The sequence below is a fragment of the Amycolatopsis jejuensis genome, from assembly GCF_000717335.1.
GTDB classification, from domain to species: Bacteria; Actinomycetota; Actinomycetes; order Mycobacteriales; family Pseudonocardiaceae; genus Amycolatopsis; species Amycolatopsis jejuensis.
On sequence record NZ_JNYZ01000043.1, the window covers coordinates 1 to 23,193 of the forward strand.

Consider the following 23,193-nt stretch of genomic DNA (forward strand, 5'->3'; position numbering starts at 1 on the left):
GGTGCCGGAGGGGTCGGCGGGGTCGGGGGCGGCGAGGGGGACGAGTAACTGTTCGAGGAGGGTGCCGGTGTCGGGGTCGAGGTTGCCGGTGAAGTGGAACCGGCCGCCCCGGGTCCAGTGGTAGCGGAATTCTCGCCATGGTCTGGCGGAGGTGTCGGCGTGGTCGGTGGGTGGGGTGCTTTCGTGGTCCCAGTAGGTGCGTAGGCGGGTGGCAGCGCGGCGGACGACGGTGGCGTCGGCTTGGGTGGCCAGGGTGACGAGGGTGTCTTCGGCGACGGTGTAGTCCTCGGGCGTGAGCCAATCCGGGGCCGAGGCGAGACACTCCGCGATCACGGCTGCGTGTTGCGCGGTCAGGTCGCCCGCGGTCAAAGCCTTGCGGGTCAACGAAAAATTGCCGACAGCTTGGGCGACGCGGGTGCGTGCCTCGCGCGGGGTCAGGTGCACGGCCGTCGCCAGGAATACCGCGGTGGACGGGTGTCCCTCGGGGGTCACTCCGCGATCTTCCATTTCGCGGATGACTTCCAGCTGCCAGGCGTAGCCGGTGTTCTGTTGTCGTTGACTGGCAAGGAGTTGTTCGGTCAATTCGCGGTCTGACAGTTGCCAGGCCGGGAGGGGCGTCGGTGTGGTCACATCGCCACTTTATCGAACGGGTGTTCGAGTATGCATCACTCGAACTGGTTGAGTCCGCGTCACTCACGTGAGGGTTCGGGGTTAACTGTGCGGAGTCGAAAAGTCATTACTGGCAAAGGGATTCGGTCAGCTCCACGGTACGAGTGGATTCATGCTGGCCAGGGGGCGAGTGGTGGTTACGGCGGGAGCGTAACCATGGTGGGGTCGGGTGACCCCGATCCGCGCGAGCGGGGTGGACGAACGCGATGGGGTCAGAAATCCTTGCGACGCCAGACACTTACTGCAACAGCGAGGGTCACTGGGCCTCCCGGAGTGGTTGCCAATCGTTCACGGCGGTGGTCTCGGTCGAGGTGGAAACCGGTGGGGCCCATGGCGACTACGTCATGCACTTGCGTGGCTGTGAACGGCACCGTCGAGACGATTTCCCTCGTTGACTCGCGTACGAAATGTGAGCCCAGAGTCGTCGACAGGCGTTCGTCTTTTCGTGCGTCTACGGCCAGTACCAGGTCTCCCAGCTCGGCCAGATGTCCTGGCAACGGGGAAGCCACCACCAAACGGCCGCCCGGGGCGAGGACTCGGTGGTACTCCGCTGCGTTTCGGGGGGAGAAGACGTCCAGCACCACCGAAGCGACACCGTCCGCTACCGGCCATGGTTCCCACAGGTTCCACACTGCTGCGCCCAGGCGGGGGTGTGCGCGGGCGGCTCGGCGTAGTGCCACCGCCGATACGTCGAGGGCCAGGCCAATGGCAGACGGGGCCTTGGACAGGACGTGCGCCAGGTAGTAGCCCGGGCCGGCGCCTGCGTCGATGATCAGGCCTGAGCACGGTCCTGCGGCGGAGGCGATGGCGTCGGCGAGGGGGGCGTACGCGCCTGAGGCCAGGAATGCCGCTCTCGCCTCGACCATCGGTGCCGTGTCGGCTGTTCCGGCGGGGATCCGGGCGTGGAGGAGGTTGACGTAACCCTGGCGGGCCAGGTCGAACGTGTGCCGCTGGGGGCAGTGGAGGGTGCGGTCGGTCAGCTGGACCGGGCTGGCGCACACCGAGCAGCGCAATGCGGCGACCACCTGGGATGGCAGCGCGGGTGCGGGCATGGCGACATTCGACCATGGCGGTGCATGTTCGGACATCGGACCCCGGACATCCGGCCTGGGCGACCGGCACGGACTGGGGGAGGGATCGGGAACCGGGTATGGGCGGAGGTCGGGTAGTTGGCGTTCGGTGACGGGACGTCGGATCCCATGGGGCCGGACGCCGAGCATCCCCGGGTTGAGGGACCTGAGCACGGGATTGTGGGTGTGGGCATCGGGCTGGGGGCAGCCGGTCGTGGCCATCCGGTAGCTGGACCATGGGCGACCGGGGGGGACTGGGCCAACGGACGCTGGGAGAGCGAGGCTCCGGGTGGCGAGGTGCTGGACGGTCGAGACACCTGGACAGCGAACGTGCTGGGCGGCGGGGACTCCGGGTGGTGTGGTGCTGGGCGACCGAGGCTCTGGGCGGCGAGGTGCCGGGCGACCGAGACCCGGGTTGGGGAGATGGCGGGCGACCGAGACCCTGGTTGGCGAGATGCAGGGCGACCGAGACCTTGGGCAGCGAGGCCCGGGGCGACCGAGGCCGAGGGTAGCGAGACGCAGGGCAACTGAAGCCCGGTAATCGAAGCCCCGGACGCCCGGCCCGTCCCGAGCAACCAGCAACAACCCAGCAACAACCCCAACCCCAGCAACAACCCCAACCCCAACCCCACCTATCCGGAAACCTTCCCGTAACAAGCACCGCACCGGAGTTCACGTGGGGGAAACCTGAACCGCGGCCCGGTGAAACACCAGCCGCCAACACTGCCTCCGCAGTAGCCCACGGCACGGGAGGAACGATTGTGCTGAACGCCGGAGACACCGCATGGGTGCTGATCAGCGCCGCGCTGGTCATGCTCATGACTCCAGGACTCGCGTTCTTCTACGGCGGCATGGTCCGCGCGAAGAGCGTCTTGAACATGCTCATGATGAACTTCATCGCGCTGGCTGTCGTCGGGGTGTTGTGGGTGCTCTTCGGGTTCTCACTGTCATTCGGCGACGACGCGTTCGGCGGGCTCGTCGGCAACCTCGACTTCGCGGGGTTGTCCGATGCCTTCGGGAAGCTCGTCGGGCTTGCCAGCCAGGGGCCGCCGCCGGTGGCGTGGCCTGGGCCGGATGCGTTGCCGCTCTTGGCATTCTGCATGTTCCAGCTGATGTTCGCCATCATCACGCCCGCCTTGATCTCCGGGGCGATCGCCGACCGGGCGAAGTTCTGGGGCTGGACCCTGTTCGTCACTATCTGGGTGATCGTCGTGTACTTCCCGGTGGCGCACTGGGTGTTCTCGTTCAACGGTTTCGTCGGCGAGAACGCGACCGGCGGCTGGATTGCCAACCAGCTCAAGGCGCTCGACTTCGCGGGTGGTACCGCGGTGCACATCAACGCCGGTGCCGCGGGGCTCGCGCTCGCCATCGTGCTCGGCAAGCGCAAGGGCTGGCCCAAGGACACCGGACGGCCGCACAACGTCCCGTTCGTGCTGCTCGGCGCCTCGCTCCTGTGGTTCGGCTGGTACGGCTTCAACGCCGGGTCCGCCCTCGGTGCGAACGATCTCGCCGGGGTCGCGTTCACCAACACCACCGTCGCCACCGCGGCCGCCGTCCTCGGGTGGCTGATCGTGGAGCAGCTCAAGTTCGGCAAGCCGACCACTCTCGGCGCGGCTTCCGGTGCGGTCGCCGGGCTCGTCGCGATCACCCCGGCCTGCGGGTTCGTGAGCCCGCTCGGTTCGATTGCCATCGGGGCGATCGCCGGGGTGCTGTGTGCGCTCGCGGTGTCGCTGAAGTACCGGCTCGGCTTCGACGACTCCCTCGACGTCGTCGGCGTGCACCTCGTCGGCGGGCTCGTCGGGACCGTGCTGATCGGCTTCTTCGGCACCAAGAGCGTGAACGCCGCGGGCGCCGACGGCCTGTTCTACGGTGGCGGCTTCAAGCAGCTCGGCATCCAGGTGGTCGCTGTGCTCGCGGTGCTGGGCTACTCCTTCATCCTGACGCTGATCATCGGCTTCGCGATCAAGAAGGCAGGCGGGTTCCGCGTCAGCACCGAGCACGAGGTCGGCGGGATCGACGAGGGCCAGCACGCGGAGAGCGCGTACGACTTCACCGGCATGGGCGGGCTCGGCCACTCCGCGACGTTCCCGGTCAAGCCCGCCGTCACGAAACTCGAGGAGACCAAGGCATGAAGCTGATCACCGCGATCGTCAAGCCGTTCACGCTCGATGACGTCCGCTCCGCGCTGGAACAGCTGGGGGTGCTCGGGATGACGGTGAGCGAGGTCCAAGGGTACGGCAGGCAGAAGGGGCACACCGAGGTCTACCGCGGCGCCGAGTACTCGGTGGATTTCGTGGCCAAGCTGAAGATCGAGGTCGTCGTGGACGACACCGTCGTCGACAAGGTCCTCGACGCGGTCACCACGGCCGCGCACACCGGCAAGATCGGCGACGGGAAGGTCTGGGTCACGCCGGTGGAGACCGTGATCCGCGTGCGGACCGGTGAACGCGGCACGGACGCGCTGTAGCCGATGACCGGCGGGGGAGAGCTTGCCCGGGCCACGGCGCGCCTGCTCGAGGGGCGGCACGGGGCACCTGCATTGCGGGCAGCACTGGTCGATCTCTACGAGTTCTGGCTCGGGAAGGGGGCCGCGGCGGCCGGCGTCGACACTGCGGAACCCGGTGTCGCGCTGGTCGCCGTGGGTGGCCTCGGCCGCCGCGAACTGGTGCCGTTCTCCGACCTCGACCTGGTCCTCGTGCACAACGGGAACAACCGGATCGGCGAAATCGCCGACGCGCTGTGGTACCCGTTGTGGGACGCGAAAGTCGGCCTCGACCACTCCGTTCGTACCCCCGGCGAGGCACTGAAGGTCGCGTCCGAGGACCTGCGTACCGCGCTCGGCCTCCTCGACGCCCGGCACCTCGCCGGCGACCCCGGCCTCACCGAACGGCTCGCCTCCGCCGCCCGTGACCAGTGGCGGCGCACCGCGCGGAAACGGCTCGGCGAGCTGTCCGAATCCGTCCATACCCGCTGGCGGCGCAGCGGTGAGATCGCGCAGTCCGCCGAGCCGGACCTCAAACACGGCCGTGGCGGTCTCCGCGACTTCGCCGTGCTGGAAGCGCTGGCCGCCGCACAGCTCACCGCGCGGCCGGGCGAAGAACTGATGGCTGCCAAGCATCTTCTCCTGGACGTGCGCACCGAGCTGCGTCGAGAACTGCGCCGGGAACGAGACATCCTCAGCGCCCCCGAAGCAGACGCCGTCGCGGCCGAGCTCGGCATGACCGACCGGTTCTCCTTGGCCCGCAAGCTGTCTGGCGCCGGACGCACCATCGCCCATGCCGTAGACGTCACGCTCAGGTCCACAGTGGACCCACCCCGCTTCGGACGGCGTCCAGTCCGTCGCCCCCTCGCGGAAGGCGTTGTCCTGCACGGCGAGGAAGTCGCCCTCGCCCGCGACGCGATCCCCGCGAAGGACCCGGCGTTACTGCTGCGCGTGGCAGCAGCGTCCGCACGCACCCGAAAGCCCATCTCGCACGGCACTTTGCGCGCGCTCGCGGAGTCCGCACCCGAGCTGCGCGAGCCATGGCCGGACGACGCCCGCAACGCCCTCGTCGAACTGCTCGGCGCAGGGGAGGGTCTCGTGGACGCGGTCGAAGCCCTGGACCGCACCGATCTGTGGGCCCGGCTCTTCCCGGAGTGGGGCGCCGTGCGCGACCTGCCGCCGCGCTCGCCGGTGCACCAATGGACCGTCGACCGGCATCTTGTACAAGCGTGTGTCGAAGCCGCGAAGCTGACCACCACCGTGTCCCGGCCGGACCTGCTGTTGATCGGCGCGCTCCTGCACGACATCGGCAAAGGCCGCGACGTCGACCATTCCGAGCTGGGCGCCAAGATCTCCGCCCAAGTGGCGCAACGGCTGGGCCTGCCGCCGAGCGACGTCGCCACGGTGTCCGCGATGGTCCGCCACCACCTCCTCCTGCCGCACACCGCGACCCGCCGCGACATCGGTGACCGCGCCACCGTGTCGCGCGTGGTCAAGACGCTGGACAACGACGTCATCCTGCTCGAACTCCTGCACGCGCTCACCCGCGCCGATTCGCTGGCCACCGGACCCGGCGTGTGGACCGACTGGAAGGACCGCCTCCTCGCCGAACTCGTCAGCGGCTGCGAGGAAACCGTGCACGGCAAGGCTTTCACCCCGCCGGAGCCGTTCGACGACGAGCTGGTCGCCGAGGCCGCGCGCACCGGAACCGGCCAGGTGCGGATCACAGCGCAGGGCAAGGTCGTCACCGCGCATCTCGCGGTCCCCGCGCAGCGCGAACTGCTCGCGCCTGCCGCCGGAGTGCTCGCGCTCAACTCGCTGGAGGTCCACGCCGCCTTGCTGAACGAGCACGGCGCAGGCGTCTTCACGGCGTCGCCCAAGTTCGGTTCGCTGCCGGACCCTGCGCTGCTGCGAGAACAGTTCGCCCGCGCCGTCGCCGGGACGCTGCCGCTCACCCAGCGGCTGGCGGAGAAGGAACGTGACTACTCCACTGCGTCGGCCCCCGTGGTCGCGCCGAAGGTGCTCTGGTTCGACGACGAGACCAGCGGCCCGGACGCCGTCGTGCTCGAATTGCGTGCCGCGGACCGCATCGGCCTGCTGTTCCGCGTGGCCAGCGCGCTGCGTCGCGCCGAGGCCGACGTGCACTGGGCCAAAGCCGCGACCCTCGGCGGCGCGGTGGTGGACTCGTTCGCGCTTTCGCCGAGAAATGGACCGGTTTCCCCGCAGTGGCGGCAGAAAATCACCGACGCGGTCCTCGCCGCGGTTTCCTGACTACGCCATCCGGACTCACCCATCCGGGGTGTCGGGCTAGCGCGCGCGGATTCCGGTGGCAGGATGGCGGGTCCGGGCATAGGGGGCGCGGAGGGCTGGTGAACGCGGTGCGGGGTCAGGAGAACCTTCCGGGGCTTACGCTGCCTCCGACAGTCGTGGCCGGCCACCTCCGGACGTGCGCCGAGGAACTTGCCGCGTCGCTGCGCGGGGACGGCCAAGCCGCCACGCTGGGGGAGCTGTCCGAGGTCATCACCCAGCTTGTCGCAGGTCAGCACGCGCTCGCACACGCCATCGCCGGTCTCGCTGGACGCGTGGACGTCCGCAATGCCGCGCTCGCTGCTGCGTCGGCAGAGGACGTCGAGGTGGTCACCGAGGTACTCCAGTCGGCCGCGTGCGCCGTGGGCTGCTCGGCTGAGGAACTGGCGGACGCTGAGCCGTTCTTCGAGTCCGTGAGCGATTCCGCGGGGCCGGACACCCGTATTTGAGTAGTTCTACCCGGTCCCGATTGGGGGACATCACGCTGCCGCCACCCCTGCTCGGGAAGGCAGACTTCACCTCAACGCAGAGCGGTTGAGGGGGAGCCGCTCCGCGTGCCCGCGGCGGAAGGTTCCCGGGGAGGTGCATCCTTCCGCCAAGGTTCCGGGGCAGGCCGTTGGGGAGCGGCCGCCCCGGAACCACCTGGGTTTCCGGTATCTGCGACCCGGACGACGAGCCGGAGCAGCTCCGCCCGACGGCTGACATGAGCCACGTCTCCTGCGCGAGTACTCCGGCCGGTGTGATGTCGATCAGTGACTGCCGCCCGTCGTGCGCGTGAGGCGCCCGCGCTCAGCCAGTGACGCCCAGGTCTCACGAATCCGCGATCCGCACCAGCAGCCCGGCAGCCAACCGGAGCAGTTCCTGCTCGGTAGGGCTCAGCGTCCGCTCGACAGCCGACGCAAGCCATGTCTCCCGCGCGATCGAGTACTCCCGCAGCATCCGCAGCCCGGCGGGTGTGATGTCGATCAGTGATCGTCGCCCGTCCGACGGGTCCGTCGTGCGCGTGACGAGTTCGCGTTCCGTCAGCGACGCCAGTACCCGCGTGAGTGACTGCGGGTGCATCCGTTCGGCCTCGGCCAGTTCGCCCGGCGTGTGCGTGCCTGCGCGGTAGAGCCGGGAAAGCACGGCCAGCACGGTCGGGCCTGGTGACGGTGAGTCGGCCTCTGCGCGCATTCGCCAGTTCAGCCGTCCGACACCCTCCCGCACCGCGCGCGCGAGCGTGGCCAGCTCGTCGGCTCGGTTGGCGTCGGGTTCGGTCTGCATGCCGCCACCCTAGCCGCGGTGCGTTGCGGACCGGACCGATCACAGGGTATCGTCCTGTGAAACGTTGAGATTATGTAGTGAAACGTGCGAGACGGAGGAAGTGCTCTGGACACCGCGTATGTGCTCCGCCGGGCGGCCGGTACCTTCCCGCATTCGGTCGCCGTGGACGACGGCAGGCGGTCGTGGACGGCCGCCGGGCTTCTTGCCAGGGGGGAACGGCTGGCCAACGCACTCGACGAGCTCGGCGTACCCACGGAAGCCGCGGTGGGGGTGTTGTCGCACAACCGCAGCGCGTACGTCGAAGCCGACGTCGCGATCGCGCTCGGGCGGCGGGTCCGGGTCGCGCTCAACGCCCGCTTGCACCTCGAAGACTTCCGCTACATGGCCGAGGACGCCGACCTTCGGGTGCTCTTCCACTCCGCCGAGTTCGACGAGGCCGCCGCCGCGCTCCGCGAGGAGTTCGGCCTGATCACCATCTCCTTCGACGACCCGATTCCGGGCGGGCTGGGGATGGAGAAGCTGATCGCCGACGCGTCCGGGGAACGGCGGGTGCGTCCCGCGGACCCGGAAGGTCTGGCGTGGATCTCTTACACCTCAGGCACTACCGGGCGGCCGAAGGGCGTCGAGCTGTCGCACCGGGCGGTCCTCGCGGTCGCGCTCAACCTGCTGCTCGAACTCGGCCAGGTCGAGCCGGGGGAGCAGATCGTGCTCACGCAGCCGATCTCGCACGGGGCCGGGTATTTCGTGCTGCCGTACCTGATGTCGGGCGCGGGCGTGTACCTGATGCCCGCCTTCGATCCGGCGCGGGTGTGGGAGCTGGGCCGGAAACCGTCCGTGCGCACGCTGAAGCTCGTCCCGTCGATGCTGGACCCCATCCTGGACGCCGAAACACAAAGCGCCTGGGGGTACGACAGCATCGTCTACGGCGCGTCGGGCATTCCGCAGGCCACGCTCGCCAGGGCGATGGAGCGGTTCGGCCCCACGCTGATCCAGGACTACGGCCAGTCGGAAGCGCCGGTCACGATCACCTGCCTGCAGAAGGCCGACCACGTCGATCCGGACACCCGCCTGTCGGCCGGGCTGCCGTGGCGAAGCGTCGCGGTCGAGGTGCGCGGGGAGGACGGACGCGTGGTTGCGCCTGGCGAGCTCGGCGAGGTCTTCGTGCGCGGCCGGCACCTGATGACCGGCTACCACAACAAACCCCGCGCAACCGCCGAAGTGATCACCGACGGCTGGATTCACACCAAGGACATGGCCACGGTCGACGACCGCGGGTTCGTCTACCTGCGCGGACGGCGTGACGAAATGATCGTCACCGGCGGGTTCAACGTCGCCCCGCGCGAGGTCGAGGACGTGATCGGCACGCATCGCGGGGTCGACGAGGTGGTGGTGCTCGGGATGCCCGACGAACGGTGGGGGATGGCGGTCACGGCGGTCGTGCGCTCGGCCGACGGGCTGCAGGTGGACGATCTGATCGACTTCGTCCGCCCGCGGCTCGGCATCCGGACTCCGAAACGGGTCGTCGTCTGGGGCGACATCCCGCGCAATTCCTACGGGAAGGTCGACCGGTTCGCGATCCGCTCGAGGCTTGATCAGGAGGTGGGATGACGATGTTGGACGACGTGGTGGTCGCGGGCGTCGGGATGCATCCGTTCGGCCGGTTTCCCGGGCTGACGCTGAAGGATCTGGCGCGGGTCGCCATCATCCGGGCGCTGACCGACGCCGGCATCGGCGTGAAGGACGTCGACGCGGTGTATTCCTCCAACGCGATGGGCGGGCTGCTGCAGGGCCAGGAAATGGTCCGCGGGCAGACAGTGCTGCGGGAGGTCGGGATCGAGGGGGTCCCGGTCGTCAACGTCGAAAACGCTTGCGCCGGTGGGTCGACCGCGCTGGCCCAGGCGGTGATGGCGGTCCGGTCGGGTTCGTCGGACGTCGTGCTGGCGGTCGGTTTCGAGAAGATGTTCGTCGACGACCTCGCCCGCACTCTCGACGCGCTGGAATCCGCGGCCGACCTCGAAGTGGTACGCGGGCTGGGGATCCAGTTCACCGCGATCTACGCCATGCGGCTGCGCGCCCGGATCGCCGACGGCGTGCTCAGCCTGCGCGACCTCGCGGACGTCTCGGTGAAGAGCCACGCCAACGGGGCGCTCAATCCCTATGCCCAGCACCGGAAAAAGGTCACGGCTGAACAGGTTCTCGAATCCCGCGAGATCGCCGACCCGCTGACCTTGCTCATGTGCAGCTCGTTGTCCGACGGCGCCGCAGCCGTGGTCGTCGCCCGTGCGGGAGTCCTGGACAGCGGCGGTCGGCCGACGGTACGCGTGCGGGCTTCGCAGAGCGGTTCCGGTGTCACCACCGATCCCGGCGGTGGGATTTCCATTGCCACGCAATGTGCGGAGCGGGCGTACGCGGAGGCGGCGGTGTCACCGGGGGACATCGGTGTCGCGGAGGTCCACGACGCGATGGCGCCCGCCGAGCTGCTGTACGCCGAGCAGCTCGGGTTCTGCGCACCTGGTGCCGGTGCGGAGTTCTTCCGCAGTGGCGCAACGGAAATCGGTGGTTCGTTACCGATGAATCCCAGCGGGGGACTGGCGTCGCGTGGTCATCCGGTCGGCGCCACCGGGCTCGCGCAGATCTCCGAACTCACCTGGCAGCTGCGCGGCGAAGCCGGTGAACGCCAGACGAAGCGACCTCGCCTTGCGCTGGCCCACAACAGCGGCGGCTGGCTCGAAGGCGAAGCGGCCGCAGTGAACGTGCACATTCTGGAGCGGATGCAACCATGGGACTAGATCAAGCACTGCGCCACCCCACCATCGGTGAGCGGCCTCGCGTCGACCTGGAGGCAGGACGGCTCGTCGGCAGCCGCTGCGACGAATGTCAGGCGGTGGCCTGGCCCGGCCGCGCCGTGTGTCACCGCTGCGGCAGCGCGGAGGTCCGGGAGAGCCGGTTCGCCACCACCGCCACGATGCGGACGTGTACCGAGGTGATGGTTGGCCGTCCCGGCCTGGACGTTCCGTACTGGCTGGCCCAGGTCGTGGTCGACGACAGTGGCCCGGTGCTGTTCGGGCGGCTCACCGGGATGAACGGGGCACCGGACCTGCCGTGCCCCGTCGACGTCAAGACGGGCGTGGACTCCTTCGGCGCCCCGACGTACTGGTTCGAACCGCGCTGACTCAGCTGGTGCGGATACGCTGCGAGATCTGCTCCGCGGTGTGCCGCACCAGCCCTTCGAACTCCGTGAGCCGCGCTTTGTCCAACCGCGACTCCGGACCGAGGACGCTCAGCGCAGCAACCACGAAACCACGGTCGTCGAGCACCGGCGCACTCACGCCGACCGCGCCGCTCACTCGCTCGCCCACGCTGTACGCGACCCCGGTCTGCTGGGTTTCCGCCAGCGCGGCCCGCAGCTCTGCCATGTCGACGATCGTGTTGGGCGTTTCCGGCCGCAGTTCAAGCGAGGACAGCAGCGCTTCCAGTTCCGCGGGCGGCATGAACGCCAGCAGGACCTTGCCCGCCGACCCGACGTGAATCCCTGCCGTCGCCCCGATTCCCGCCGTGTAGCGGATGGCGTGCGGGCTCGGCAGCTCGTGGATGCACAGCCTCGTGAACCCGGCGCGCACGTGCACCATCACCGTTTCCTGCGTGCCGGACCGCAGGTGCTCCAGCTCGGCCTCGGCGTCGAACGGGAAGCCCGCCCGGCCGTCCACCAGCGCCGCCATCAGGCGGAAACAGCCGGGCCCGAGCCGGTACTCGCCGGTAGTTTCGTCCTGCAGCACCATGCCCTTGTTCTTCAAGGTGAGCAGGATGCGGTACGTGGTGGCCTTCGAAAGCTTGACCTCGACGCTGATGTCGCCGAGCGGCCGGGCCCCGCCCCCGAGCACCGACATGATGTCGACGGCCCGCGCCACCGACCGGACCGGGGCGACGCCGGAGGAAGCACTCGTCAACGCAGCCCCCGAATCCTCTTCTTCGAGCGGTGACCAGCTCAAAGCTGCGCCGACCTTACCATCGGTCACGACCGGCTACCGCCCGCCCCCAGCGCGAGCTTGCTCGCTTCGGCGAAGCCGTCCACCAGGTCCTCCCGGCTGGTGCTCGGCCCGAAGTACCGCCAGACGCCTTCGGCCAGCATGCGTTCGATCTCTGCTGGTTCCTCGATGCCCCCGGCGATCACCGGGATCTCCGCATCCTCGGCTTCGAGCGCCTTCGCGACCTTGGTTGCGAAGTGCGCGAGCCCGCCGCTGAGGCAGCTGAGCCCGACGACGGCGGCGTCCTCGGCGATCGCGGTCTGCACGATCTGCTCGGTGGACACCCGTTTGCCGAGATACACCACCTCGAAGCCGGCCGTGAGCAGATAGTTCGCGACGAGGTTGACGCCGACGTCGTGCCCGTCGAGGCCGACCTTCGCGAGCACCACGCGGCTCCTGGTGGTCATCGGTCGAATCCTTCCCGGGTGGCCGAAACGATGTCCTGGGTGGTCGCCCCGGCACGCAGGGCGGCGATGGTGGGTGGCAGCAGGTTGGCGGTACCGGCGGCAGCGTCCTCGACCGCGGTGAGTGCTTTGCGGAGTGCTTCCTCGTCACGGCGTTCCCGATGGGCCTGCATCCGCTTCCGCATGGATTCCTCGACCTCGGCGAAGTCGATCTCGCCCCGGCTGCTGCCGGTGAACAGCGACTGCCGGTCCGGGCTGCGCAGGATGTTCGTCCCCACCATCTCCCGCTCGCCCTGTTCGAGCTGCCGCTGCCGGGTACCGCGCCGGTCGTCGATGAGCTGCTTGACGTACCCGCTCTTCACTGCGGCGAGCGCGCCACCGGCCTCGTTGAGCCGGTCAAGCTCCGCTTTGACCTGGGTCTGCAGGTATTCGTCGATTGCGGCGAGTTTGTGGCTGCCGTCCAGCGGGTCGAGCGACGTCAGCGCGCCGTGCTCGTGCGCGACGACTTCCATGGTGCGCAAGGCAAGCGCGGCCGCGTCGAGCGACGGGATGCGCAAGGCTTCGTCGTACGCGCTGGCACACAGGTAATCGACGCCGCCCAGCATCGAGCTGAGCACCGCCAGCGTGATCCGGGGGACGTTCACCAGCGGCTCGTCGGCCGTTTCGAGCCCGTGGGCGTACCCCATCAGGCTCATCACCGGCTGGTCCTCGACCGCGAGCCCGTACCGCTCGCGCACCATGTCCGCCCAGATCATCCGGGCCGTGCGGAACAACGAGGCGCCGACGAACAAATCGCTGCGCTCGTTGAGGAAGAACATCATCTTGGTGAGGACATCGGCGACGGCGTATCCCCGCCGGACCAGTTCGTCGACGTACTCGATGGCGTTGCCGAAGGCCACCGCGAGCGCTACGACCGGCCCGGCCCCGGCGACGTCGAGGTGGTTGGAGCACACCGTGATCGCCGCGCCGCCGAGGTTTTCGTCGATGGCGTAGGCAATGCAGTCGCACGCGATCCGCAGCGCCTGCTCCGGGGTGTGGATTTCGGTTCCCCGCGCGGTGAATTCCTTCAGCGGGTCGTTCTGCATGACCAGCCGGACGTCGGTGGCCCCCTGGTCGCGCAGGACGCAGGCAACCATCCCCATCCCGATGTGGCCGAGCGAATTGGCCAGCATGCCAAGGCTTTCCACCCGCTCGAAGTCCAGCTGCGCGCAGATCGCGGCGAAATCGTCCAGCGTGGAGCAGGACACTCCGGCGCGGCCGACCTGTGCGAAGGACAGCTCGTGGTCGGGATCGCAGCCGAGCTGCGACGGCAGGTCCGCGGCGAGCAGGAACGACTCCGCGCCGAGTTCCTGAAGCGCGCCAAGGCGTTCCGCGGTCATCTCCGGGGAGCCGAGGCCGGAGTACACCATGAACCGCGGCCGGTACGGACCCGGCGACTCGGTGCGCTCGGCAGCCCACTTACGCAGCGCAGGCGCACTGTGCTCGCCGTAGCTGCGCCGGATCGGAACCTTGCCGTCGTTCGCGAAGGTCACCTTTTCGCCCGAAACCGACATGCTCGCAACCCCTGTCCGTGGTGCCAAGATCCGAAGTTTCGCACCTCGACACGGTGATTTCAATGTTACCGCGGCGGCGGGCGCCACGACCCTTGCCCACCCCTCAACCGTATCGTACTATGAACTGACCGTTTCATCTGTAGGAACGCGGGTGGTGTCATGGACGACACGTCGACCGTCAGGAACCGAACCACCGGGCTCGGGGATCCGGTCGCCATTTCGCGGGGGAAGATCGCTTACGCCACGGTCGTGTGTTTTTTCGCCTGGACGTTTTCGGTCTACGACTACACGCTTTTCGGCACGCTGCTGCCGTTGATGGCCGCGGATCTCGGCTGGTCCACGGCATTCAGCACGGCGATGAACACCTACGCCAGCATCGGCATGGTGCTCGGCACGCTGGCCATCGGCCCGATGCTCGACCGGCTGGGCCGCCGCAACTCCCTGCTCGCCACCACGGCCGGGGCGGGCATCAGCTCCGCGCTCACCGTGGTCGCGCCGAATGCCGGGATAATGGCGGTGATCCGCACGTTCTCCGGCCTCGGGTACGCGGAAGAGGTCGCGAATTCGGTGTACCTCAAGGAACTCTACGGCAACCGCAAGAGCCAAGGTCTGCTGTACAGCTTCGTGCAGAGTGGTTTCCCGGTGGGCCTGCTGGTCGGTGCCGCGATTTCCAAGGCGCTGGTACCGGAATGGGGCTGGCGCAGTGCCTTCCTGGTGGGCCTTGCGCCCGCGGTGATCGTGGTGCTCCTCCGGGTCTGGCTGCCCGAAACGCCCGTGTTCGCCGCCATGAAACGAGCGCGGAAACTGCGCGCCGAAGGCAAGGAAGCCGAGGCGGGAGCGCTGGCCCGGCAGCACGGGCTGGAGATCAAGCGGATCGGCCGGTCGGCGTACCGGCAGCTGCTCGAACCCGGGATCCGGCGACACGCGTTGTTCCTCATCGCCGGATTCCTGTGCAATATGATCGGGCTGGCGATCTTTTCCATTCTCGGTACCACCGTGCTCACGCAAGCCAAACACGTCAATTTCGACAACGCCTTGGTGCTGCTGCTGATTTCCAACGGCGGCGCGATCGTCGGCTACATTCTGCACGGTTTCCTCGGCGACCTCATTCCCCGCCGGATCGTGATCGCGGGCGGCTGGCTGGTGTCCGGGATTGCTTTCACGGTGATGCTGATCGGCCCGGACAATCCGGGTTTCGTGCTCACCTGCTATTCGATCGGCCTGTTCTTCATGCTCGGCCCGTACGCCCCCTTGCTGTACTACATCAGCGAATCGTTCCCGGCGCACCTGCGCGGGGCAGGCGCTTCGGTGGTGAACGGAATGGGTCCGGTCGGGCTGATCGTGGGCTCCGGGCTGCTGACCATCCTGCTCCAATCCGGCCTGACCATGACCGCCGCCGCACTGATCGCCGGATCGGTGACCACCATTGCGTCCGCGGGTTTCCTGCTCGGCGCGCGGGACAAGCTGGAAGGGGCACCGTCATGACCGACGGCGTCATGCCGGTCGCGGATCTGCTGCGCGACAGCCCCAGTAACTGGGGCCGGTGGGGAGCCGACGACGAGGTGGGCGCGCTGAACTACCTCACCCCTGAGATCGTGATCGAGGCAGCGCGGCTGGTTCGCAAGGGCGCCGTCTTCACGCTCCAGGCACCGATGGCCCACCCCGACGGCGACCCGGTGGTGGCCGGGCGGACCGGCGCGCAGCGGGAAATGGTGTGCGACAAGGTCAGCTACACCAGCGGCGACCTCGCCCCGTTCCCCGGCGGCATCGAATACGCCGACGACACCATGACGTGCTTCCTCCAGGGTTCCACACAATACGACGCGCTCGGCCATGCCTGGTACGACGATCGGCTCTGGAACGGTTACGACGCCGCCAGCACCGTCGGTGGCTTGAGCAAGGCCAGCGTCCTGCCCATTGCCGAACGCGGCGTCGTCGGGCGTGGGGTCCTGCTCGACCTGGCCCGGCATCGCGACAAGAAAGTGCTGGCCTCCGGCGAGACCTTCGGACTGGACGACCTGCTGTCCTGCGCCGAACAGCAAGGCGTGCAGCTGCGTCCGCGAGACATCGTGGTGCTCCGCACGGGCTGGATCGGCTGGTACTACACCGGCGGCCGGGACGACGTCACCGGAACTCCCGAGCCCGGTCTCCAGTACAGCCGGGAGCTCGTGGAATGGTTCCACCGCACCGAAATCCCCAACCTGGTCACGGACACGATGGCGAACGAGGTCGCCGTCGACCCGGCGACCGGGATCGGGATCCCGTTGCACGGCGCGCTGATGCGCAACCTGGGTATCTCCATGACCGAGACAGCGCTGCTGGACGAGCTGGCCGCCGATTGCGCGGACGACGGTTGCTACGAATTCCTTTACGCCGCCGCGCCGCTGAAGGTCGTCGATGCGGCCGGTTCGCCGGTGAACCCGATCGCGATCAAGTAGTCACTTCAGGACGACAGGGTTGACCGGCGCGCCAGTCGCGCCCACCACCTTGAGCGGCGCGGCCACGAACAGAAACCGGTACCGGCCGTCCTGAGCGCAGTCGGCGGCCAGCTCGTCCAGCGCGGCGATCTCGTGGAAGGTCACCCCAAGGTTGCGCATGAGGCTTTGGTGCAGCGGGAACACGACGTCGCTGTCCGGCTGCCGGGTCGCCTCGTTGGCCATCGTGTCGGTGACCAGCGCGGGGATTTCGGTGGCGTGGAACCACTCCACGAGATCGCGGCCGAACACCAGGCCCGGCTCGCGGTACGGCGTGGTCTCACCGGCGAACTTCCCATCGCGGAACGTGCCCAGCCAGCCGGTGCGGATCAGCAGGATGTCACCGGGTTCGATGGTGACGTCCTGGCGCGCGGCGGTGTCGAGCAGTTCGGCGAGGCCGAAGTGATCGTCCGGGCCGAGCGCGTCGACCCCGGCGCGGCGGGCCAGGTCCAGCAGCACGCCCCTCCCGGCGATACCCCGTTCGGCGAGTGGCAGCACGCTGGCGTACCCGAGCGCGTCCACCGTCGTGCCCGCGGACTGTCCATTGTAGATCGTGTCGTCGTGCCACACGTGCCCGAGCGCGTCGGTGTGCGTGGCGCCTTGAAGGTTCATCACGATCATGTCGTCGGCGTACTCGCCACCACCGGCGAACGATTCCTGTTTGCCCGCCACGTAACTCGACCGGTCACGGGTGTTGTACCGCTGCGGTTGCGCTCGTCCGGGCCACACCGCATCGCCTTCGGGGCTGCCGATCCGCGTACCCAGCGTGAACACCCGGCCGTCCCGGACCTCGGCCACCCCGCGGAGCACGCGTTGCGCGGTGAGATGGTTCAGCGCGCCGACCTCGTCGCCGGGTCCCCATCGGCCCCAGTTCGTCGGCGTACCCGCAAGCAGCTCGCTCAACTCCACGACGGACCGGCTTTCCCCAGCACAGTCCGCTGCCGGATGGTGACCTGCGGGGTGAACTCGTCGAAGCCCCGGACCCGGGCGAGCGCGTCGCTGTCCAGCACGTCGCGGTCGGCCATGTCGTAGGTGGCCAGGAAACGCCATACGTGGTCGAGGTCGTGCCACCGCCGTCCGCGCAGCAGCCCGGCGGGCGCGACGATGGGTACGTGCTTGGTGTTGTACCAATGGTGAAACGCCGCCAGATCGATGTCCGGGTCCAGCTCGATCTCGATGGTGAACACGTACTGTGCGGACTCGGCCAGCGGCCGGGCGTCGTCCGCGGAGAAGATCTCCTCGTAGCGCGACCCGGATTCGGCTCGCTCCTCGCTTTCCCGCAACGTCATCCACGATCCGGCGCCCATCAGCACCTCGTACAGCGCGCGACTGTCCGTCGCCGTGTCGTGGGTGGTGACCTGCAGGTAGCTCATCGCGGCCCGACCCGCCCGGCCTGCGACAGCGATTCGGTGATCTTGCCGTACAACTCGGGACGGCGATCCCGGTACAGCGTCAGGTAACGGCGCTGGGCCCGCAGGTCGGCGGCACGCATCGTGGCGCGGACGGCTTCCTCCTGATCGGTACCGGAAGCCGCCAAAGTGTCGCCGCTGGGACCGGCAATTGCGCTACGGCCGTAGAAAACCTGGTCGCCGTCGGTGCCGGTGCGGTTGCAGCCGAGGAAGAACACGGCGTTCTCCATGCCGCGCGTCGCACATCGCTGGATGATGCTGTCCGGCGGCACCTTGCCCGGCTGCACCGCCGACGCCCACAGCGACACGATGATTTCGGCGCCACCCAGCGCTTGTACCCGCGCGAGTTCGGGGAAACGCACGTCGTAGCACAGGTTCAGCGCGATCGCGCCTAGCTCCGTTTCGTACACATCGACCGTGTCCCCGGCGATGTAGTACTCCTTCTCGTCGCGGCACGCGTGGACCTTGTGGTGGATCCCGGCCACTTCGCCCGACGGGTCCAGCAGTACGGCGCTGTTGTACAGCACCTCGGGGATCACCGGATGCCGTTGCGAAATCCCTGCCACCACATAGGTTCCGGTTTCCCGGGCGGCTTCGCCGAGCGCGTCGGTGGTCGGCCCGGGTACCGGCTCGGACGCGGTATACAGCTGTTCGGCGTACTCGTCGTCGCGCGGCGACTGGACGTAGCCGGTGTTGGCCAGCTCGGGGAACACGACGAGGTCGGCCCCGTATTCGTCCCGTTCCCGCCGGACGAAGTCCGCCATCCGTTTCGCGTTCTTCGCCGGTTCCAGCGGGACCGAACTGAATTGCACCAGGGACGCCCGGACTTCGTCACGCATGTGTCGCCTCCAAAAATGAAACAACCAGATCATAGGACGAAACGCGTGGCCGGGCAAGGCGGGTCAGGCGGTTTCCCCGCGCACCAGCCGGGCATACCGGCCGTTCCGGGCAAGCAGCTCCGCATGTGTGCCGCGTTCGGCGATCCGTCCGCGGTCGAGCACCATGATCTGGTCTGCATGCTCCACAGTGGACAGTCGATGCGCGATGGTCAGCGTCGTCCGTCCCTTCGCGAGCCGGTCCAGCTCCGCCTGTACTGCCCGTTCCGTCCGGTTGTCCAGCGCGCTGGTCGCCTCGTCGAGGATCAGCACCGGTGGGTTGCGCAACAGGATCCGCGCGATGGCCATGCGCTGTTTCTCGCCGCCGGAGAACCGGTAACCGCGCTGGCCGACCACCGTGTCGTACCCGTCGGGCAGCGCGGCCAGCGTGTCGTGGATGTGCGCGGCTTTGGCGGCGTTCTCCAGTTCCTCGTCGGTGGCGTCCGGTTTGGCGAACCGCAGGTTTTCCCGTACTGACGCGTGAAACAGGTACGTCTCCTGCGACACCAGCCCGACCCCGGCGGCGAGCGACGCGAGGGTGACGTCCCGGACGTCGTCGCCGTCCACGCACACCTTCCCTTCGGTCGTCTCGTAAAGCCGGGCGACGAGGTAAGCGAGCGTGGTCTTCCCGGAACCCGTCGAGCCGACCAACGCCGTGGTAGTCCCGGCGGGTACGTCCAGGTCGATGTCGCGCAGCGTCCACGGGCCGTCGTCGCCATAGCGAAACGACACCCCGCGCATCGACACCGCACCGCCGCGCGGAACCAGTTCGCGCGCCCCCGGCCGGTCGCCGATCTCCACCGGCAGGTCGAGGACCTCGAAGATCCGCCCGAACAACGCCTTCGCCGACGCGACGTTCTGGCTCACCGTCTGCATTGCGGTCGCCGGCGCGAGCAGCCGGTTCAGCATGCTGGTGAACGCGACCACGGTGCCGAGCGACACCGCCGCGGCGCCACCGGCGAACTCCAGCCCGGCCACCCAGTAGACCAGCGCCGGGACGATCGTGAGGCTCATCGTCCGCGACGCGCGCTGCCAGCGTCCGGCCAGCGCGGCACTGCGTTCGAGCGCGGCGACCTCGCGCGACTCGGTCGCGAACCGGTCGCGCATCAGTTGCCCGTTGCCCATCGTCTTGGCCAGCAGCACGCCGGTGACCGACAGCGATTCCTCGACGATCGTGGTCAGCCGGGCCATCCGCCGGGTCCGGCCGCGCGCGAGCTTCCGCTGCTTCCCGCCCAGCCGCAGCGTGAAGAGCAGGAACAACGGCACGACCACCAGCGACAGCAGGGCGAGCTGCCAGTCCATGATCAGGATCGCGGCCGCGATCGCCAGCGCGGTGGTGCCGTTCTGCACGATCGACGCGGCGGTGCCGGTGACGACGTTGTCCACCCCGCCGATGTCGTTGAACACCCGCGACAGCACTTCGCCGGTCTTCGTTCGGGTGTAGAAGCCGAGCGACATCCGCTGGAGGTGGCTGTACACCGATACCCGCAGGTCGTTCATCACGCGCTGGCCGATGGTGTTGGACAGGCCGGTGGTGCGCACGCTCAGCGCGCCGGACCCGAGCGCGGCGGCGATCATCCCGACCGCCAGCAGGCTCACCAGCAGTGCGTCGCGGTGGGGGAGGGCGTCGTCGAGCATCTCCCGCAGCAGGAAGGGCGAGGTCACGCCCAGCCCGGCCTGTACCACCAGCAGTCCGCACAGCGCGGCCAGCGCGCGCCGGTGCGGCCGGAACAGCCCGGCGATGCGGCGGAACGGCACGTGCTCGTCCTCGTCCCCGGCCGGTTCGGTCAGCTGGACTGATTTCATACTCGTATGTTTACTTTTTCTCGACCTGGTGTCGAGTGATTTTCTTGTTGTTCAATGGATACTGCTCGGGCATTTTGTACTCTGATGCCTAGTAACAGGCCTGCGCCTGTGAAGCCGGGTGGCCGGGGCGGCTACCCTCGGGGGATGCCGGGGGTGCCGAGTGCCGCCCGGCACGCGAACTCTCGACCCAGCTGGAGCGTGCACCCCCGTGTTCGACACCCTCTCCGATCGGCTCACCTCGGCCCTTCAGTCGCTCTCGCGCAAGGGCCGGCTGTCCGACGCCGACATCGACGCCACCGCGCGCGAGATCCGCATCGCGCTGCTGGAGGCGGACGTCGCGCTGCCGGTGGTCAAGGCGTTCATCGCGAAGATCAAAGAGCGGGCGAAGGGCGCCGAGGTCTCCCAGGCGCTGAACCCGGCACAGCAGGTCATCAAGATCGTCAACGAGGAGCTCGTGGCGATCCTCGGCGGCGAAACGCGCAGGCTGAACCTGGCGAAGAACCCGCCGTCGGTGATCATGCTCGCGGGTCTGCAGGGCGCCGGTAAGACGACGCTCGCCGGGAAGCTCGCGATGTGGCTGAAGAAGCAGGGCCACGCGCCGATGCTGGTCGCCTGTGACCTCCAGCGGCCCAACGCGGTCACGCAGCTGCAGGTGGTCGGCGAGCGGGCCGGGGTCACCACGTTCGCGCCCGAGCCGGGCAACGGCGTCGGCGATCCGGTGGACGTCGCGCGCCGTGCGATCGAGGAAGCCCGGCACGCGCAGCACGACATCGTGGTGGTCGACACCGCTGGTCGGCTGGGTGTCGATGAAGAGCTGATGAAGCAGGCCGCGGACATCCGCGACGCGGTCGAGCCCGACGAAGTCCTGTTCGTGGTCGACGCCATGATCGGCCAGGACGCCGTCACCACCGCCGAGGCCTTCCGCGACGGCGTCGGGTTCACCGGTGTCGTGCTCACGAAGCTCGACGGCGACGCCCGCGGTGGTGCCGCGCTGTCCGTCCGCGACGTCACCGGGCAGCCGATCCTCTTCGCGTCCAACGGCGAGAAGCTCGAGGACTTCGACACCTTCCACCCGGACCGGATGGCGTCGCGCATCCTCGGCATGGGCGACATGCTCACCCTGATCGAGCAGGCCGAACAGCACTTCGACCAGGAGCAGGCCGAACAGGCCGCGCAGAAGCTCACCAGCGGGCAGCTCACGCTGGAGGACTTCCTCGAGCAGATGCTCGCCGTGCGCAAGATGGGCCCGATCGGCAACCTGCTCGGCATGCTGCCCGGCGCGGGCCAGATGAAAGACCAGCTCGCGCAGGTCGACGACAAGCACCTGGACCGGCTGCAGGCGATCATCCGCGGCATGACCCCGGCCGAGCGGGACAACCCGAAGATGATCAACGGGTCGCGCCGGCTGCGCATCGCGAACGGCTCCGGGGTCACCGTGCGCGAGGTCAACGACCTGGTCAACCGCTTCTTCGAGGCGCGGAAGATGATGGCCCAGATGGCCGGCCGGTTCGGCTTCGGCGGGGGCGGCAGCAAGACGCGCAAGGGCAAGAAGGGGAAGAAGGGCAAGGGGCGCGGCCCCACGCAGCCCAAGATGCGCGGCGGGATGCCCGGCGGCATGCCGATGCTGCCTCCCGGCGGCATGGGTGGCGGTGGCATGCCGGACCTGTCGCAGCTCGGCGGCATGAACGACGTACCCGGCTTCGACCCGTCGAAGTTCAAGCTCCCGAAGGACCCGAACAACAATTGAGCCCGCTGCACCTTTCCGGCACCGTCCTTCCCGACGGCGAGCCGCGTGACCTCTGGATCGACGGCGGACGGCTGTCGTTCGAGCCCGTCCCCGGCGCGGAAACCCTGTCCACCGGCGGGTTCCTGGTGCCGGGGCTCGTCGACGCGCACTGCCACCCCGGCCTCGGCCCGCAGGGCGGCCTTGGCGTCGACGTGGCGGCGGAGCAAGCGGCGACCGACCGCGACGCGGGCACGCTGCTGATCCGCGACTGCGGCCTGCCGCTCGACGTACGGCCCCTGCAGTCCCGCGCCGACCTGCCCACGATCATCCGCTGCGGACGGCATCTCGCACTGCCGAAGAGGTACATCCCGGGCTTCGCGATCGAGCTGGACGACCCGGAGCTGCTGCCCGACGCAGTCGCCGAACAGGCCCGCGACGGCGACGGCTGGGTCAAGCTGGTCGGCGACTGGATCGACCGCGGGCAAGGCGACCTCGCGCCGTTGTGGCCGGACGACGTGCTGGCCGAAGCAATCCGCGTCGCCCACGATCTCGGCGCGCGCGTAACGGCGCATGTGTTCGGCGAAGCCGCGTTGCCGGGCCTCATCGACGCAGGCATCGACTGTCTCGAACACGGCACCGCCTTGTCCTCAGACCAGCTGGCGGAACTCGCGCGCCGCGACGTCGCTCTCGTGCCCACGCTGATCAACATCGAGAACTTCCCGGGTATCGCGGACAAGGCGGGCAAGTACCCGACGTACGCGGCACACATGCGCGCCCTGCACGCAGGCGTGGCCGAGATGGTGTCTTCAGCAGTCGAAGCAGGCGTACGCGTCTTCGCGGGCACTGATGCGGGAGGCATGGTTGACCACGGCCGTATCGCTGACGAGGTCGAAGCGCTCCATCGCGCAGGCATGTCCCGTACGCAGGCGCTCGCCAGCGCGTCCTGGGCAGCCCGCGAGTGGCTCGGCCACCCGGGCATCGAACACGGCGCCCCGGCCGACCTGATCGTCTATCCGGACGACCCACGCACCGATCTGGCCGCCCTGCACCACCCGAGCCACATCGTCTTGCGCGGCACCGTCTTCCACTGACTTTCACTGGGCGGAAGCATCGACGGGGTTCGCGGCTCG

21 protein-coding genes are annotated in these 23,193 nt (G+C 68.6%); 11 read left to right on the forward strand and 10 right to left on the reverse strand.

From position 1 onward, the window contains the following. Together OO71_RS40605 and OO71_RS40610 are read right to left on the reverse strand one after the other, a co-directional pair. Nucleotides 1-630 (reverse strand): DUF222 domain-containing protein (locus OO71_RS40605; RefSeq protein WP_033295453.1); only part of this gene is annotated, 630 nt, incomplete at its 3' end. 251 nt (nucleotides 631-881) lie between these two features. Then, nucleotides 882-1,721, reverse strand: coding sequence for a putative RNA methyltransferase (locus tag OO71_RS40610; RefSeq protein ID WP_063740178.1), 840 nt, complete (start codon nucleotides 1,719-1,721; stop codon nucleotides 882-884). A 779-nt stretch (nucleotides 1,722-2,500) separates the two neighbouring features. On the opposite strand from OO71_RS40610, the gene OO71_RS40615 reads away from it, so the two are divergent. The 4 genes from OO71_RS40615 (at nucleotide 2,501) to OO71_RS40630 (ending at nucleotide 6,977) form a co-directional block, all read left to right on the forward strand. After that, nucleotides 2,501-3,871 (forward strand): ammonium transporter, encoded by a 1,371-nt coding sequence (locus OO71_RS40615; protein ID WP_051792892.1) that lies wholly within the window; start codon nucleotides 2,501-2,503, stop codon nucleotides 3,869-3,871. After that, on the forward strand, nucleotides 3,868-4,206 hold the full coding sequence (locus OO71_RS40620) for a P-II family nitrogen regulator (RefSeq protein ID WP_033295391.1): 339 nt from the start codon (nucleotides 3,868-3,870) through the stop codon (nucleotides 4,204-4,206). The genes OO71_RS40615 and OO71_RS40620 overlap by 4 nt, the downstream gene beginning before the upstream one ends. Before the next feature lie 3 nt (nucleotides 4,207-4,209). Next, complete coding sequence (locus OO71_RS40625) at nucleotides 4,210-6,492, forward strand: [protein-PII] uridylyltransferase (RefSeq protein WP_033295392.1); 2,283 nt, start codon at nucleotides 4,210-4,212, stop codon at nucleotides 6,490-6,492. A gap of 155 nt (nucleotides 6,493-6,647) precedes the next feature. Further along, the gene (locus OO71_RS40630) at nucleotides 6,648-6,977 is read left to right on the forward strand and encodes a hypothetical protein (RefSeq protein WP_245633940.1); all 330 of its coding nucleotides are present in this window, start codon (nucleotides 6,648-6,650) and stop codon (nucleotides 6,975-6,977) included. A 361-nt stretch (nucleotides 6,978-7,338) separates the two neighbouring features. On the opposite strand, the gene OO71_RS40635 is transcribed toward OO71_RS40630, so the two are convergent. Next, nucleotides 7,339-7,791 carry a MarR family winged helix-turn-helix transcriptional regulator gene (locus tag OO71_RS40635; protein ID WP_033295393.1) on the reverse strand — a complete coding sequence of 151 codons (453 nt, stop codon included), beginning with the start codon at nucleotides 7,789-7,791 and terminating at the stop codon, nucleotides 7,339-7,341. 84 nt (nucleotides 7,792-7,875) lie between these two features. Between OO71_RS40635 and OO71_RS40640 the strand changes: the two genes are divergently transcribed. Genes OO71_RS40640 through OO71_RS40650 form a run of 3 tightly spaced genes read left to right on the forward strand, consistent with a single transcriptional unit; the run spans nucleotide 7,876 to nucleotide 10,963 of the window. Further along, nucleotides 7,876-9,399: an AMP-binding protein gene (locus tag OO71_RS40640; protein WP_084145614.1), complete on the forward strand. Its 1,524-nt coding sequence runs from the start codon at nucleotides 7,876-7,878 to the stop codon at nucleotides 9,397-9,399. After that, the gene (locus OO71_RS40645) at nucleotides 9,396-10,580 is read left to right on the forward strand and encodes a thiolase family protein (protein ID WP_051792894.1); all 1,185 of its coding nucleotides are present in this window, start codon (nucleotides 9,396-9,398) and stop codon (nucleotides 10,578-10,580) included. Before OO71_RS40640 ends, OO71_RS40645 begins: the two co-directional genes overlap by 4 nt. Further along, complete coding sequence (locus OO71_RS40650; protein WP_033295395.1) at nucleotides 10,571-10,963, forward strand: Zn-ribbon domain-containing OB-fold protein; 393 nt, start codon at nucleotides 10,571-10,573, stop codon at nucleotides 10,961-10,963. Before OO71_RS40645 ends, OO71_RS40650 begins: the two co-directional genes overlap by 10 nt. A gap of 1 nt (nucleotide 10,964) precedes the next feature. Here the strand turns inward: OO71_RS40650 and OO71_RS40655 are convergent, their stop codons facing one another. Genes OO71_RS40655 through OO71_RS40665 form a run of 3 tightly spaced genes read right to left on the reverse strand, consistent with a single transcriptional unit; the run spans nucleotide 10,965 to nucleotide 13,773 of the window. After that, a complete protein-coding gene (locus OO71_RS40655; RefSeq protein ID WP_051792896.1) occupies nucleotides 10,965-11,807 on the reverse strand; it encodes an IclR family transcriptional regulator in 843 nt (280 codons plus the stop codon). After that, nucleotides 11,804-12,223, reverse strand: a complete 420-nt coding sequence (locus tag OO71_RS40660) for a cobalamin B12-binding domain-containing protein (protein WP_033295396.1) — start codon at nucleotides 12,221-12,223, stop codon at nucleotides 11,804-11,806. Before OO71_RS40660 ends, OO71_RS40655 begins: the two co-directional genes overlap by 4 nt. Continuing rightward, entirely contained in the window at nucleotides 12,220-13,773 is a 1,554-nt protein-coding gene (locus tag OO71_RS40665) for a methylmalonyl-CoA mutase family protein (protein WP_033295397.1), read from the reverse strand. The genes OO71_RS40660 and OO71_RS40665 overlap by 4 nt, the downstream gene beginning before the upstream one ends. Nucleotides 13,774-13,932: 159 nt before the next feature. Here OO71_RS40665 and OO71_RS40670 point away from each other — a divergent pair, with 159 nt between their 5' ends. Together OO71_RS40670 and OO71_RS40675 are read left to right on the forward strand one after the other, a co-directional pair. After that, a complete protein-coding gene (locus OO71_RS40670) occupies nucleotides 13,933-15,258 on the forward strand; it encodes an MFS transporter (RefSeq protein WP_033295398.1) in 1,326 nt (441 codons plus the stop codon). Further along, complete coding sequence (locus OO71_RS40675; protein ID WP_033295399.1) at nucleotides 15,255-16,211, forward strand: cyclase family protein; 957 nt, start codon at nucleotides 15,255-15,257, stop codon at nucleotides 16,209-16,211. The genes OO71_RS40670 and OO71_RS40675 overlap by 4 nt, the downstream gene beginning before the upstream one ends. Here OO71_RS40675 and OO71_RS40680 read toward each other — a convergent pair whose 3' ends face one another. The 4 genes from OO71_RS40680 to OO71_RS40695 form a co-directional block, all read right to left on the reverse strand. Continuing rightward, nucleotides 16,212-17,150: a cyclase family protein gene (locus OO71_RS40680; protein WP_245633941.1), complete on the reverse strand. Its 939-nt coding sequence runs from the start codon at nucleotides 17,148-17,150 to the stop codon at nucleotides 16,212-16,214. Further along, nucleotides 17,147-17,620 (reverse strand): hypothetical protein, encoded by a 474-nt coding sequence (locus OO71_RS52715; protein WP_033295401.1) that lies wholly within the window; start codon nucleotides 17,618-17,620, stop codon nucleotides 17,147-17,149. The genes OO71_RS40680 and OO71_RS52715 overlap by 4 nt, the downstream gene beginning before the upstream one ends. After that, entirely contained in the window at nucleotides 17,617-18,495 is an 879-nt protein-coding gene (locus OO71_RS48005; RefSeq protein ID WP_051792898.1) for a carbon-nitrogen hydrolase family protein, read from the reverse strand. The genes OO71_RS52715 and OO71_RS48005 overlap by 4 nt, the downstream gene beginning before the upstream one ends. A 63-nt stretch (nucleotides 18,496-18,558) precedes the next feature. Next, nucleotides 18,559-20,337 carry an ABC transporter ATP-binding protein gene (locus tag OO71_RS40695; RefSeq protein ID WP_033295402.1) on the reverse strand — a complete coding sequence of 593 codons (1,779 nt, stop codon included), beginning with the start codon at nucleotides 20,335-20,337 and terminating at the stop codon, nucleotides 18,559-18,561. 208 nt (nucleotides 20,338-20,545) lie between these two features. Between OO71_RS40695 and ffh the strand changes: the two genes are divergently transcribed. Next, on the forward strand, nucleotides 20,546-22,084 hold the full coding sequence (gene ffh / locus OO71_RS40700) for a signal recognition particle protein (protein WP_033295403.1): 1,539 nt from the start codon (nucleotides 20,546-20,548) through the stop codon (nucleotides 22,082-22,084). Further along, nucleotides 22,081-23,154: an amidohydrolase family protein gene (locus OO71_RS40705; RefSeq protein ID WP_033295404.1), complete on the forward strand. Its 1,074-nt coding sequence runs from the start codon at nucleotides 22,081-22,083 to the stop codon at nucleotides 23,152-23,154. The genes ffh and OO71_RS40705 overlap by 4 nt, the downstream gene beginning before the upstream one ends. The last annotated feature ends 39 nt before the right edge of the window (nucleotides 23,155-23,193 follow it).

Coding starts and splice junctions, on each gene's coding strand:
- OO71_RS40610 (WP_063740178.1), bottom strand. CDS start 1,721: ATGCCCGCACCCGCGCTGCCATCCCAGGTGGTCGCCGCATTGCGCTGC.
- OO71_RS40620 (WP_033295391.1), top strand. CDS start 3,868: ATGAAGCTGATCACCGCGATCGTCAAGCCGTTCACGCTCGATGACGTC.
- OO71_RS40625 (WP_033295392.1), top strand. CDS start 4,210: ATGACCGGCGGGGGAGAGCTTGCCCGGGCCACGGCGCGCCTGCTCGAG.
- OO71_RS40635 (WP_033295393.1), bottom strand. CDS start 7,791: ATGCAGACCGAACCCGACGCCAACCGAGCCGACGAGCTGGCCACGCTC.
- OO71_RS40645 (WP_051792894.1), top strand. CDS start 9,396: ATGACGATGTTGGACGACGTGGTGGTCGCGGGCGTCGGGATGCATCCG.
- OO71_RS40650 (WP_033295395.1), top strand. CDS start 10,571: ATGGGACTAGATCAAGCACTGCGCCACCCCACCATCGGTGAGCGGCCT.
- OO71_RS40660 (WP_033295396.1), bottom strand. CDS start 12,223: ATGACCACCAGGAGCCGCGTGGTGCTCGCGAAGGTCGGCCTCGACGGG.
- OO71_RS40665 (WP_033295397.1), bottom strand. CDS start 13,773: ATGTCGGTTTCGGGCGAAAAGGTGACCTTCGCGAACGACGGCAAGGTT.
- OO71_RS40670 (WP_033295398.1), top strand. CDS start 13,933: ATGGACGACACGTCGACCGTCAGGAACCGAACCACCGGGCTCGGGGAT.
- OO71_RS40675 (WP_033295399.1), top strand. CDS start 15,255: ATGACCGACGGCGTCATGCCGGTCGCGGATCTGCTGCGCGACAGCCCC.
- OO71_RS52715 (WP_033295401.1), bottom strand. CDS start 17,620: ATGAGCTACCTGCAGGTCACCACCCACGACACGGCGACGGACAGTCGC.
- OO71_RS48005 (WP_051792898.1), bottom strand. CDS start 18,495: ATGCGTGACGAAGTCCGGGCGTCCCTGGTGCAATTCAGTTCGGTCCCG.
- OO71_RS40695 (WP_033295402.1), bottom strand. CDS start 20,337: ATGAAATCAGTCCAGCTGACCGAACCGGCCGGGGACGAGGACGAGCAC.